We start from the raw sequence: 12196 nt of genomic DNA, 5'->3' as shown, positions 1-12196 counted from the left end.
GGGGGGAGCGTCGAACGGGTCGACCAGCACGAACGCCGCCGTGCCCGCCCCGGCCAGCGCGAGCACGGCCGCCGCGACCACCAGCGCGGTCCGCAGCCGGCGCGGGGGCCGGGCGTCCGACGGCGCCACCGGGTCGGCCCTGCGCTCGTGGTCGAGCGCGAGCGGTGCGCCCGTGCGCAGCGAGGCAGCGATCTGCTGGGCGCTGGGCCGGCGCCGCGGGTCCTTGTCCAGGCACGCCGCCACGAGGGAGCGCACCGACCCGGGCACCCCGCTCAGGTCGGGCTCGGTCTGCACGATCCGGTACAGCACGGCCGCGGTGCTGGGCGCGGCGAACGGGCTGTGCGCGGTGGCCGCGTAGACCAGGATCGTGCCCAGGGCGAACACGTCCACCGGCGGGCCGGCGGGGCCGGTGCCGGAGATCTGCTCGGGCGCCATGTACTCCGGTGTGCCCACCGCCTCACCGGTCGCCGTCAGCTGGGTGCTCTCCGCCGACCAGGCGATCCCGAAGTCGATGACCTTCGGGCCGGTGGGGGAGAGCAGCACGTTCGCCGGTTTCAGGTCGCGGTGCACCAGCCCGGCGGCGTGGATCGCACCCAGCGCCTCGGCCAGCCCGCGGGCCAGCGCCTCCAGCTCGGGCGCCGGCAGCGGGCCGGCGCGGAACACCTTGTCGCGCAGCGAGGGCCCGTCGACGAACTCGGTGGCCAGCCAGGGCCGCTCGGCCTGCGGGTCGGCATCGAGCACGCGCGCGGTGAACAACCCGGACACCGACATCGCCGCGGACACCTCGCGGCGGAAGCGGTGGCGGAACCCGGTGTCGCCGGCGAGCTCGTCGCGCACGACCTTGACCGCCACCTGGCGGTGGTCGGGCGTGCGGGCCAGGTACACCCGGCCCATCCCACCCGCGCCCAGCCGCCCCACCAGCCGGAACGACCCGACGTGGCGCGGGTCGTCGGGCCGCAGCGGCTGCACGCGGTCAGCCTAGGCAGCGGTCGCCCGTCCGGGTCTGCGTCGGCCCCGGCGCATTCCCGCCAACCCGCTCCCACCAGGCACGATCGCTCGACGTGCAGGCCCACCGGATCGAAGATATGTTCGAGTGATGACCGATCGCGCGCAGAACACCACCGACGAGACCACGACCGCGGCCCCGTCGAACGACACCGTGGGCTCGGCAGAGGTGGGCTCGGCGGAGAAGGACCCGGCCCACTGGACCACCGGCGACGAGCCCATGACCGGCCCGCAGAAGTCGTACCTGGAGACGCTGTCGCAGCAGGCCGGGCGCGAGGCACCCGGCGACGACCTGACCAAGGCCGACGCCTCCCGGCTCATCGACGAACTGCAGGAGGTCACCGGCCGCGGGCAGTGAGCCCGCGACGACCCGCCATCGGATACCCCGCGCCGCGGCGGACCGGACGGCCGGCCCGGCGCTCGACCGGATCACGATCGTCGCACCGCGTCACCCGACCGGCGCCGCTCCGCGGTCCTGGGGTAGGAGCTGGGAGTCCTCATCGCCGCGATGAGTTCCGACCCCACCGCCGGTATGTACTGACGAGCTCGCCCGAACACCCCGGGCGAACCGTTCACGAGGGAGAATCCGATGCCGGACAACCGGGCCGAGGACGAGGCCGCCATCCGGGCCGTGCTGGTCGAGTCCTACAAGGCGTGGGAGGCCGGCGACGCCCACGGCATGGTCGCCGACTACGCCGCGGACGCGACCGCCATCATGACCGGCTCGCTCCGCGACAGCCGCGAGGTGATCCGCGAGAACATGGCCCTGGGCTTCGAGGGGCCGCTCAAGGGCAGCTCGACCTACAACAAGCAGCTCGGCATCCGCTTCGTCGGTCGGGACGCCGCGATCGTCATCAGCGAGTCCGCCATCCTGTTCCCCGGCGAGACCGAGGTCCCGGACGACTCGCGCAAGGTGAACGCGACCTGGGTTTTCGAGAAGCGGGACGGCCGGTGGCTGATCGCCGCCTACCACAACAGCCCGGTGCTGGCGTCCGCGCCGTAACCGGGACGGATCCGGACGAGAGGTCCCGCCGAGGACGCCTTGGCGGGACCTCTCGTCGCGGTGATCGTCACGTAGGTTGGTGCGGCGGCAGTGGAGACGGGGCGTGGCGTGATGACGGGGGAAGAGGGCTTCGATCGGCGGATCGAGCCGTTCCGGACGGAGCTGCTGGCGTACTGCTACCGGATGCTCGGCTCGGCCCACGACGCGGAGGACCTGGTCCAGGAGACGTACCTGAGGGCGTGGCGGGCGCGCGAGCAGTACGACGACACCCGCAGCTCGCTGCGCACCTGGCTCTACCGGATCGCGACGAACGCCTGCCTGACCGCCCTGGGCGTCCACGGTCGCCGACCGCTGCCGTCGGGGCTGGTGGCGGCGTCGGACCCGCTCGGGCCGCTGGTCCGGGGAGAGCACGCCGCCTGGCTCCAGCCCCTGCCGGACCCGATGGTGGGCGCGGGCGATCCGGCCGGGGCCGTGATCGACCGCAGCAGCCTGCGCCTGGCGTTCGCCGCCGCGCTGCAGCACCTGTCGGCGCGTCAGCGCGGTGCGCTGATCCTGCGTGACGTGCTCGGCTTCTCCGCGGCCGAGTCGGCGGACATCCTCGGCACCACGGTCGCGTCGGTGAACAGTTCCCTGCAGCGGGCGCGCACTCGCGTGAAGGAGGTCGGGGTGCAGCGGGAACGGGTCGACGAGCCCTCCGCGGCCGAGCAACGCGCCTGGGTCGAGCGCTACATGAAGGCGTTCGAGCTCGCCGACGTCGAGGGCCTCAAGCGGCTGCTCACCGAGGACGTGCTCATGGAGATGCCGCCGATGCTCAACTGGTTCTCCGGCCGCACGAACTACGGCCTGTTCATGGAGTGGGTCTTCGCGACGGCGGGGAAGGACTGGCTCCTCCGGGAGGTCGCGGCCAACGGTGGCCAGCCCGGGTTCGCCGCCTACCGGCGCGTCGGCGACGGGTACGTCCTGCACACGCTCCAGGTCTTCACCGTCAACAGCGCGGGCATCAGCCGCAATTCGGTGTTCCAGGAACCCGACGTTTTCGCGACCTTCGGCCTGGCGGTCGGGCTCGACGAGCGGGGACTCGCCTTGGCCGAGGAGTAGAGCAGCGCTAGGACACCGCGGCGATGTCCAGGATGCGGACGGTGCCCTCGTTGAGGTTGGTGACGTAGGCGCGCTTGCCGTTCGGCATGATCGCGAGACCAGCGCACAGCCCGTCCGCGCACAGTGAGTTGGTCAGCCCATTGCAGCGGCTAAGGCATGCCTGACCTGCATAAAACTCCCGAGCTTTGCGAGCCGATAATCGACGTTATGACATTACGGAACCGGGGGCGCCTGCCCCAACCCGCCTCCGATAGCGATGTCGGGGGCGACGGGGTTGCGTCTCAAGCGGCTTGAGACCCCAAGGTGGACGCCGTGGACGACGACAAGCTCTACCCGATCGGCGACGTGGCGCGCCGCACCGGGCTGCGCGTGAGCGCCATCCCGTGTCCGGGTTCACCGACCTGCTCGACCGCTACGTCGTACTGATGGCCACCATCGACGGGACGCCGCAACCAGATGACGAGGAGGCGCGGGCGAGCGAGCAGTGGGTCGCCGCCGCGCTCCGGGCGGCCGGCCCGCAGCAGGAGCCCGCCGTTCCCTGACGGCCGGTCCCCTCGACCTCGGTTCACGTGTCGGCGGTTCACCGTCGGTGTAGCCCGCGTCACCCGGCAAGGACGCCGGCTCGGGGCTGCACACCACCGCCCGCAGTTCAGCCCTCACCGCGCCACCATCCGCAGAGTGACAACACGGCGGGGAACCTGCTGCTCGACCAGCTCGGCGGTCCGCCGGCGGTCACGGCGTTCGCCCGCGCGATCGCCGACCCGGTCACCCGGCTCGACCGCCGGGAGACCGCGCTCAACTCGGCCGTTCCCGGCGACGAGCGCGACACCACCTCTCCGGCCGCCATCGCGGCCGGCTACCGGGAGCTGCTGCTCGGACAGGCGCTCGGTGTCGTGGAGCGTGAGCGGCTGCGCGACTGGATGCTCGCCACGGCGACCGGCGCGCGCCGGGTCCGGGCCGCGATGCCGCCCGCGTGGAGGGTGGCCGACAAGACCGGCACCGGCGGCTACGCCAGCGCCAACGACGTGGCCGTGGCGTGGTCGCCGGCCGGTGACCCGCTGGTCATAGCCGTGCTGTCGAGCGGTACTCCCCCGACGCCGAGCCCCACGCCGAGCCCGCCGACGCGCTGATCGCCGACGCCGCCGCCGTGGTGGTGGATCTGCTGGTCTGAGACCCGCCGGGCTCAGCCGAAGGCGGGCAGCCGGGTGGCCAGCGGGCCGGCCTGCTCGCGCATGCGGTCGTCCAGCGCGACGCGCCCGGTCCCGGCGAGCACCGCCGCCTCGTCGGACCACTCCGGCGGCAGCAGCTCTCCCACGAGCGCCTCGACCGTCTCACGGGCCATCCGCAGCGCCCCGGGGTGCGGGGCGGGCAGGTCGAGCTCGCGGCCGAGGTCGAGGTGGTGCACGGCCAGCTCGACGGCCCAGGTGGCCAGGAAGTCGCCGGTGGACAGCACGTGTCCCTGGAACCGCACGGCCCCCGGCGCGCCGGCGCGCACGGTCCGGTGCAGGCCGTCGGCGGTCTCGCGCAGGTGCGCGACCGCCGACGTCGGGCGTCGGTAGGCCGCGGCCACCAGCCGGAGGAACCGGTCGTCGAGCAGCCCGTCGGTGGGGTCGGTGCCGGGGGTGAAGGCGCTCCAGTAGGTGGCCGCGTCGCGGTCGGGTCGCTCGTCGGTGGGGTCGAGCGCCCCGAGCAGCATCTCCTGGAGCCCGAGGTGCACGTGGACCAGCAGGTCGCAGGCGAGCCAGCCGTGGCAGCGGGTGGCGGCGCCGAGTCGGGCGTCGTCGAGGCCTTCGGCGGCGGAGGTGAACGCCGCGAGCTGGCCGAGGAAGGCCGCCGCGTCGGCGTCGTGCCCGACGCGCACCTCAGCCCGCCACGGCCAGCGACTGCTCGACGGCGAGCCGGTCGACCAGGTCGTTCATCTCGTCGCCGGAGTGGCCCTTGACCCAGCGGAAGGAGATGTCGCCGCGCTCGTTGACCTCGGTGATCAGCGGCTCCCACAGGTCGCGGCTGACCACCGGCTTCTTGGCGCTGGTCAGCCAGCCGCGCGCCATCCAGCCCTGCCACCAGCCGTCGCGGAAGCAGTTGACGACGTAGGTGGAGTCGCTGACGACGACCAGCGGGCCGTCCAGGGCGCGCACGGCCTCCAGCGCGGCGCGGATCTCCATGCGCTGGTTGGTGGTGGCGGGTTCTCCCCCGGCGTCCTGGCGGCCGTCGCGGGTGGCCCACGCCCAGCCGCCCGGGCCGGGGTTGCCCGAGCAGGCGCCGTCGGTCCAGACCTCGAGGGCGCCCTCGGCCGCGGGCATGTCGGGTCGGGCCGGGCGCGTCGCCTTCGCCGGCTTGCCCGCAGTGGCGGTGGCCGGCTGCTGGGGCGACTGGGCGGCGCAGGCGGTGTGCGCCCACGTCTGGCCGGACCGGGCGATCTCCTCGCCGGGCTGGATGCGGGACGAGCAGACGCCGCAGGTGGTGGCGTACTTGGCGGTCATCGGCACCCGGACACTCTAGGAGGGCTCACCGGCCCGGCCCCCGGCGCACCGGCTTGGCCCCGGGCCGTGGCGGGGCGACCGGTGCCCGGGGCGCGGGCGGCGGGGTGGCCCGGTCGAGGCCGCGGTGCGCGAGGTGCTGCTGGACGAGGGTCCAGGCGTTGCTGGTCAGCCAGTACAGGCCGATGGCCACCGGGAACGGCAGCAGCAGCCCACCGGCCAGCACGCCGAGCGGCAGCACCCACGGCATGGCGCGGAAGGCGGTGGCCATGGGCCCGGTGGGCGGCTGGCGGCGCAGGGCCGCGCGTGAGGTGAGGTGGGTGGCCAGCGCCGAGAGCAGCAGGACCGGGACGGCGACGAGGACGACGTCGAGGCGCTCGACCGGCGCGCCGAAGGAGTCCAGCAGGTCCTGGGGCATGCTGAGGTAGGCCGACAGCGGCGAGCCGAACAGCCGGGCCTGCAGGAACGAGCGGACCTCGGCGGGCCCGAAGGCGTAGTTGGCGATGGCGGTGTTCTGCCCGAAGCCCAGCCCGGGCCGGTTGAAGCTGGTCAGGACGTGCAGCAGGGCCAGGAAGACCGGGGCCTGCAGGAGCGCGGGCAGCAGCGCGCCGCCGGTGCTGACGCCGTGGCGGGCCTGCAGGGCGCGGGTCTCGGCCAGCAGGCGGGCGGGGTCGCCGCGGTGGCGCTCGCGCAGGGCGGCGAGCTGCGGGGCGATGGCCGCCATCGCCCGCCCGGAGCGGACCTGGGCCAGGAACAGCCGGATCATCAGGGCGCGAACGGTGAGGACGAGGAACACCACCGACAGCGCCCAGGCGGCCCCGCTGGCGGGGCCGAGGGCGGCGGCGAAGAGCTGGTGCCACAGGCGCATGAGGGTGGAGACGGCGTAGTACAGCGGATCGAGCACGGGAACTCCTGGGGTGACCGGGGCCGGATGGGCGTCGGCGGCGGTCGGGAGTGCCGTTCGGGTGTGCTCAGACCGCCGCGGGGGCGGCGGACGGTGCGCGGGAGCGCGTGTGGCCGGCGGCGTCGGGGTCGTGCTGGCGCGGCGGTGGGCCCTGGTCCAGGGCCCGGCGGCGGGCGCGGGCGGCCACGCCCGGGTGGTGGGCCGGTGGCGCGGGGGCGCAGCGGGTGGCCAGCAGTGCGACGACGAGCAGCGCGGCGACGCCGAGCAGCACCGACGGCTGGGTCGGGTCGGCGGGACCCAGCAGGGCGAGCAGGAACGCCAGCGGTGCGAGCAGCGCGGCCGTCATGGCGTCCCCCCTCTCCGGTGACGACGGTACCGCAGCCCGACCTGCGGGATCCGGGACTGCCCGCAGCGGTTTCGGCGGTGTGCCGGGTGGTGATTCCGGTGGTGGGAGTCCCCGTCCACCCGAACTGTCGGTGCGTGGCCCTACTCTCGGCGGCTGGAGGTTCGGTTCGGTACGTCCGTTCGGGCCGAGCGCAGCGGAAGGAGAAGTGGATGACTGGTCTGGCGACGGCGGACGGTGCCCCGCTGCCCTCCGACGGCGGCGCGCCCGGTGCGGGCAGCGCGCCCTGGGAGCAGTACCGCCGCGAGCTGACCGCGTACTGCTACCGCATGCTCGGCTCCTCGGCCGACGCGGAGGACGCCGTGCAGGACACGATGGTCCGGGCGTGGAAGGGCTACGACAAGTTCGAGGGCCGCTCCGCGCTGCGCTCCTGGCTCTACCGCATCGCCACCAACGTGTGCCTGACGATGCTCGACAGCCGCAACCGCCGCGCCCGGCCGATGGACATGGGCCCGGTCGGCTCGGCGAACGCCGAGCTCAGGCCCCCGCTGTCGGAGACCACCTGGATCGAGCCCGTGCCCGACGAGCGCATCATGCCCACTGCGGGCGACCCGGCCGACGTGGCGGTCTCGCGGGAGTCGGTCCGGCTGGCGTTCGTGGCCGCCCTGCAGCACCTGCCGCCGCGCCAGCGGGTCGTGCTGATCCTGCGCGAGGTGCTGCAGTGGCGGGCCGCGGAGGTCGCCGAGCTGCTCGACACCTCGGTCGCCTCGGTCAACAGCGCCCTGCAGCGGGCCCGGGCCACGCTGGCCGAGAACGACGTGGAGGAGTCCCCCGGCTCGGCCGAGGACATGGACGAGGCGCACACCGAGCTGCTGGCCAAGTACGCCGACGCGTTCCAGCGCTACGACATGGCCGCGCTGGTCGCGCTGCTGCACGAGGACGTCGTGATGTCCATGCCGCCCTACCCGCTGTGGCTGCAGGGCCCCGACGAGGTGCGCGCCTGGATGCTGGGGCGCGGCGCGGAGTGCGAGGGCTCGCGGCTGGTGCCGGTCTCGGCCAACGGCATGCCCGGCTTCGCCCAGTACCGGCGCGACCCCGGGGGCGAAGGCTGGTTCGGCTGGGCGCTGCAGGTCCTGGAGATCACCGACGGCCGCATCACCGGGCTCAACTCGTTCCTCGACGTGCAGACGCTGTTCCCGATGTGGGGCCTGACCACGAAGCTCGACGCGCAGGGGCAGCCGGTCCCCGCGTGAGGGCCGCCCCGCGCCGGCCCCATCGGGCCGGCCCGGGGCGGGGCCCAGTGCTCCTCAGTGCTCCGAGGAACGGGCCCAGATGTTGATCCCGGCGTCGACGGCGTGCTTGTCGATGCTGTCGAGCTCCTCGGCGCTGAACTCCAGGTTGCCCAGCGCGCCGAGGCTGTCGTCGAGCTGGGCGACGGTGCGCGCCCCGATGAGCACCGAGGTCACCCGCCGGTCGCGCAGCGCCCAGGCCAGCGCCATCTGCGCCAGCGACTGCCCGCGCCCGCGGGCCATGTCGTTGAGCGCACGCACGTGGGCCAGCGCGGAGTCGGTGAGCAGGTCCGGGGACAGCGAGGTGTCCCTCGCCGCGCGCGAGCCGGCGGGGATGCCGTCGAGGTACTTGTCGGTGAGCATGCCCTGGGCCAGCGGGGAGAAGGCGATGCAGCCCACGCCGGTCTCGTCGAGCACGTCGAGCAGGTCCTCCTCGACCCAGCGGTTGAGCATCGAGTAGGACGGCTGGTGGATCAGCAGCGGGGTGCCCAGCTCGCGCAGGATCCGCGCCGCCTCCCGGGTGCGCTCCCCGCTGTAGGAGGAGATGCCGGCGTAGAGCGCGCGCCCGGAGCGCACCGCGGTGTCCAGCGCCCCCATGGTCTCCTCGAGCGGGGTGTCGGGGTCGAAGCGGTGGCTGTAGAAGATGTCGACGTAGTCCACGCCCATGCGGGCCAGCGACTGGTCCAGGCTGGCCAGCAGGTACTTGCGTGAGCCGCCGCCCTGCCCGTAGGGGCCCGGCCACATGTCGTAGCCGGCCTTGGTCGACAGGATCAGCTCGTCGCGGTACGGCCGGAAGTCCTGGGCGAAGATCGTGCCGAAGTTGCGCTCGGCGCTGCCGTAGGGCGGGCCGTAGTTGTTGGCCAGGTCGAAGTGGGTGACGCCGCGGTCGAAGGCGCGGCGCAGGACGGCGCGCTGGGTGTCCAGGGGCTGCTCGTCGCCGAAGTTGTGCCACAGGCCCAGCGAGATCGCGGGCAGGTCCAGGCCGCTGCGCCCGCAGCGGCGGAAGGTGGCGTCGTCGTATCGGGTGGCGTCGGCCAGGTAGGTCACCGGCCCATCCTGCTCCTGCGCGGACCGCTCAGCAGAACGCGGCGGTGAGCGCGGCGAGGCACTCGGGAGTGCCGGTGGCCGGGGCGACGAGGTGGCCGGGCACGTCCAGGGGTGGGTCGAGCGGGCGCAGCGCGACGGCGGGGGTCAGGGCGGCCGGGGTGCCGTAGACGATCGTGACCTCGCCCTCCCCCGCCCCGATCTCGACGACGGTGGCCTCCACCGAGCGCACCGGCCGGCCCAGGCGCGGGGTGAACCCGGCGTCGTGGCAGGCGGCCAGCACGGTGTCGTGCAGGGTGGGGTCGGCGGCGCGCTCGGGCAGGCGCAGGACCATGCCGGCGAGCGCGGCGACCGGGAGCGCGCCGGTGGGTCCGTCGGCCGGCAGCACGGCGTGCAGGGGTTCGCGCCACAGTTCCACCGCGTGCAGGCCGGGGCCGCGCACGGCACCGCGCCCGAGCGCGAGGTCGAGCTCGCCGGCGCGGACCGCGGCGCAGTGCGCCTGTGGGCTGCCCTCGACGAGGGTGAGGCCGAGGTCGGGCGCGGTGCGGTGCAGGGTGGCGACGCCGCGGTGCAGCCGGTCGGCGAGCCCGGGGCTGGTGCCCATGCGCAGGGTGCCGGTGCGCCCGGCGGCGAGGTCGGCGGCGACCGCGCGCACCCGGTCGGCGGCGGCCAGCGCGGCCCTGGCCTCGGCGAGCAGGCGGGTGCCGTCGCCGGTGAGCGCGACACGACGGGACGTGCGTTCCAGCAGGCGCACGCCCAGCTCGCGCTCCAGCCGGGCCACCTGCTGGCTGACCGCGGGCTGGACGACGTCCAGCCGCTCGGCGGCCCGTCCGAAGTGCAGTTCCTCGGCCACCGCCACGAAGTACCGCAGCTGGCGCAGCTCCACGGCCCCTCCGACCGATCACGTCCGGTGATTGCTGCGCAGCGTAGTCGCCCGTTGATCGGACGGGGCCTCGGCGCTGGGCTGGCGGCATGCAGATCGGACTGTGGATCGACGACGACCGCCCGCTGGACGAGGTCGTCGCGGAGGTCGAGCGGGCGGCGCGGCTCGGGTTCGCGCGGGCGTGGTTGGGCCAGCGGGTCGGTTGGGACCCGCTGGCCGTGCTGGCCGCGGTGGGATCGCGGGCGCCCGGGATCGGCCTCGGGACGGCGATCGTGCCGACCTGGCCGCGTCACCCGCTGGCGCTGGCCGCGCAGGCGCTGACCACCCAGGCCGCCGTGGGCGGGCGGCTGTCGCTGGGCGTCGGGCCCAGCCACCAGGCGCTGGTGGAGGGCCGTTTCGGGGTGCGCTGGCAGCGGCCCGGTCGTCATGTGGCCGACTACCTCGACGCGCTCGTCCCGGCGCTGGCCGGGCGGGAGGTGGACGTGCGGGGTGAGACGGTGACCGCGCTCGGCGGGATCGCGCTGCCCGCACCGGCGCCGCCCGCGCCGCCGGTGCTGCTGTCCGCGCACGGCCCCCGGCTGCTGCGGCTGGCCGGCGAGCGCACCGACGGTGTCATCACGACCTGGGTGCGCGCCGAGGGCCTGGCCGAGCACGTCGTGCCGGCCGTGCTCGGCGCGGCGGCGGGCCGGGCGGCGCCGCAGGTCGTCGTGGGGGTGGTGGCGACCGTGACCGACGACCCCGGGGCGGCCAGGGCGCACGTGGGCGAGGTGATGGGGTTGGCCGGGCAGCTGCCCAGCTACCGGCGGGCGCTGGACCGCGACGGGCTGCCCGGCCCGCAGGACACCGTGCTGGCCGGCGACGAGGCCGCGCTGGAGCGGGAGGTGCGCCGCTTCGCCGACGCCGGGGCCACCGAGCTGCAGCTGTGCCCGGTGGGGCCGCCCGCCGAGCGGGCGCGCACCGTCGAGTTCTTCGCCGAGCTGGCCCGCGCGGCGGCCTACGCCCCGGCCCCGGTCTGATCCGCGCGTCCGACCAGGGCGTGCGTCCCGGAGACGGCCAGCACGGGACCGGGCATCGGGATCGGCACCGGGATCGGCACCGGGGCGGCGCCGCAGGCGAGGTCCCCGAGCGCCGCCGCGGAGCCCCACGCCCACAGACCGCCGTCGCGGTCGACCGCGTAGCCGGTGGACCCGTGGGCACCCACCCACCGGGCCGGAGGCAGGCCGGGGACGACGCGGGGGCGGGCGCGGACGTGGTCGGTGACCTCGCCGTCGCCGAGCACGCCGTGCACGCCCCGCCCCCAGGCCCACACCGCGCCGCGGTCGTCGAGCGCGAGGGCGACGTCGCGCCCGCCCGCCACCTGCAGGACGCCGGTCGGTCCGGTCAGCGCCACCGGGCGGCTGGTCTGGCCGCCGGTGGGCTCGACGCCCAGCAGGCCGTGCGCGTTGTTCCCCCAGGCGCAGAGCCGGCCCGAGGCCCGCACGGCGACGACGGCCCCACCGGCGGCGGCCACGTCCACGACGCCGCGCAGGCCACCGACCACCCGCGCATCGGTGCGGGCGCGCTCGCCGAGCACGCCGGTGAGGTTCACACCCCAGCCGGCCACCCGGCCGGTGCCCAGCAGCGCGATGGCGTGCAGCACGCCGTCGCGGATCGCCACGACGTCGCGCGGGCGGCGCAGTGGGATGGGGCTCGGCTCGGCCCGCGCGCCGGCCCGCACCCCGCCCCGGGCGAGGAACCCCTCCCCCCACGCGAGGACGGTGCCGTCGGTGCGGATCGCGAAGAAGGCGTGCCCGGCGGCGTGGACCGAGCGGGCGTCGGTGATGCCGGGCACCGGCCGCGGGATGGGCGCGTGGTGGCGCTGCGGGTCGCCGTCGCCCAGCGAGCCGTGGTGGCCCAGCCCGTACGCCGAGACGGTGCCGTCGGCGTGCACCGCCGCGGTGGTGCGCCCGGTGCTGGCGATCGAGACGACGTCGTCCCAACCGGGGACGGCCACCGCGCCGGCGGTGGGCGGTCGCGGCGGGTGCGGCAGCCAGGCGTGCACCGTCCCGGGCGCGATCCGGACCGGTCGCGGCGACGCCGCGCCCTCATCGCGCGCTCCGGGCGCGCGGAGCACCGCGCGGTCGGCGGCCGACCACCCGCGCAGACCG

General features: G+C 75.3%; 14 protein-coding genes and 1 pseudogene. 7 read left to right on the top strand and 8 right to left on the bottom strand.

From position 1 onward, the window contains the following. On the bottom strand, window positions 1-969 hold a 969-nt coding region (locus KIK08_RS33190; protein WP_214407274.1), incomplete at its 3' end, for a serine/threonine-protein kinase. Window positions 970-1096: 127 nt separating this feature from the next. Between KIK08_RS33190 and KIK08_RS40630 the strand changes: the two genes are divergently transcribed. From KIK08_RS40630 to KIK08_RS33165, 5 genes and pseudogenes are all read left to right on the top strand, one after another. Continuing rightward, on the top strand, window positions 1097-1363 hold the full coding sequence (locus KIK08_RS40630) for a DUF3072 domain-containing protein (protein ID WP_214407273.1): 267 nt from the start codon (window positions 1097-1099) through the stop codon (window positions 1361-1363). Between the two features lie 231 nt (window positions 1364-1594). Next, complete coding sequence (locus KIK08_RS33180) at window positions 1595-2008, top strand: SgcJ/EcaC family oxidoreductase (RefSeq protein WP_214407272.1); 414 nt, start codon at window positions 1595-1597, stop codon at window positions 2006-2008. 111 nt (window positions 2009-2119) lie between these two features. Continuing rightward, the gene (locus KIK08_RS33175) at window positions 2120-3106 is read left to right on the top strand and encodes a sigma-70 family RNA polymerase sigma factor (RefSeq protein WP_214407271.1); all 987 of its coding nucleotides are present in this window, start codon (window positions 2120-2122) and stop codon (window positions 3104-3106) included. Window positions 3107-3489: 383 nt separating this feature from the next. Further along, on the top strand, window positions 3490-3648 hold the full coding sequence (locus KIK08_RS33170; protein ID WP_214407270.1) for a hypothetical protein: 159 nt from the start codon (window positions 3490-3492) through the stop codon (window positions 3646-3648). A 27-nt stretch (window positions 3649-3675) separates the two neighbouring features. Continuing rightward, window positions 3676-4200, top strand: a pseudogene (locus KIK08_RS33165) (serine hydrolase); the annotation flags it as partial. Window positions 4201-4289: 89 nt separating this feature from the next. Here KIK08_RS33165 and KIK08_RS33160 read toward each other — a convergent pair. The 4 genes from KIK08_RS33160 to KIK08_RS33145 form a co-directional block, all read right to left on the bottom strand. Continuing rightward, the gene (locus tag KIK08_RS33160) at window positions 4290-4967 is read right to left on the bottom strand and encodes a maleylpyruvate isomerase N-terminal domain-containing protein (protein WP_214407268.1); all 678 of its coding nucleotides are present in this window, start codon (window positions 4965-4967) and stop codon (window positions 4290-4292) included. 1 nt (window position 4968) lies between these two features. Continuing rightward, window positions 4969-5589, bottom strand: coding sequence for a ribonuclease H family protein (locus KIK08_RS33155; protein ID WP_214407275.1), 621 nt, complete (start codon window positions 5587-5589; stop codon window positions 4969-4971). Window positions 5590-5614: 25 nt separating this feature from the next. Continuing rightward, entirely contained in the window at window positions 5615-6490 is an 876-nt protein-coding gene (gene yidC, locus KIK08_RS33150) for a membrane protein insertase YidC (RefSeq protein WP_214407267.1), read from the bottom strand. Window positions 6491-6557: 67 nt separating this feature from the next. Next, window positions 6558-6836: a DUF6412 domain-containing protein gene (locus tag KIK08_RS33145; RefSeq protein WP_214407266.1), complete on the bottom strand. Its 279-nt coding sequence runs from the start codon at window positions 6834-6836 to the stop codon at window positions 6558-6560. A gap of 209 nt (window positions 6837-7045) precedes the next feature. Here KIK08_RS33145 and KIK08_RS33140 point away from each other — a divergent pair, with 209 nt between their 5' ends. Beyond that, window positions 7046-8086, top strand: a complete 1041-nt coding sequence (locus KIK08_RS33140; protein ID WP_214407265.1) for a sigma-70 family RNA polymerase sigma factor — start codon at window positions 7046-7048, stop codon at window positions 8084-8086. A 54-nt stretch (window positions 8087-8140) separates the two neighbouring features. Here KIK08_RS33140 and mgrA read toward each other — a convergent pair whose 3' ends face one another. Together mgrA and KIK08_RS33130 are read right to left on the bottom strand one after the other, a co-directional pair. Further along, complete coding sequence (gene mgrA / locus KIK08_RS33135; RefSeq protein ID WP_214407264.1) at window positions 8141-9169, bottom strand: L-glyceraldehyde 3-phosphate reductase; 1029 nt, start codon at window positions 9167-9169, stop codon at window positions 8141-8143. 28 nt (window positions 9170-9197) lie between these two features. After that, complete coding sequence (locus KIK08_RS33130) at window positions 9198-10052, bottom strand: LysR family transcriptional regulator (RefSeq protein WP_214407263.1); 855 nt, start codon at window positions 10050-10052, stop codon at window positions 9198-9200. Window positions 10053-10138: 86 nt separating this feature from the next. Between KIK08_RS33130 and KIK08_RS33125 the strand changes: the two genes are divergently transcribed. Continuing rightward, complete coding sequence (locus tag KIK08_RS33125) at window positions 10139-11065, top strand: TIGR03564 family F420-dependent LLM class oxidoreductase (protein ID WP_214407262.1); 927 nt, start codon at window positions 10139-10141, stop codon at window positions 11063-11065. On the opposite strand, the gene KIK08_RS33120 is transcribed toward KIK08_RS33125, so the two are convergent. Further along, window positions 11044-12196, bottom strand: a 1153-nt coding sequence (locus KIK08_RS33120) for an RCC1 domain-containing protein (protein ID WP_408004769.1), incomplete at its 5' end; no start/stop codon positions are given. The genes KIK08_RS33125 and KIK08_RS33120 overlap by 22 nt on opposite strands.

Source organism: Pseudonocardia lacus (genome assembly GCF_018531445.1).
In the GTDB taxonomy this organism is placed as follows: domain Bacteria; phylum Actinomycetota; class Actinomycetes; order Mycobacteriales; family Pseudonocardiaceae; genus Pseudonocardia; species Pseudonocardia lacus.
Note: the sequence above shows the minus strand (reverse complement) of the source record. Positions and strands in the feature narration are given on the sequence as shown.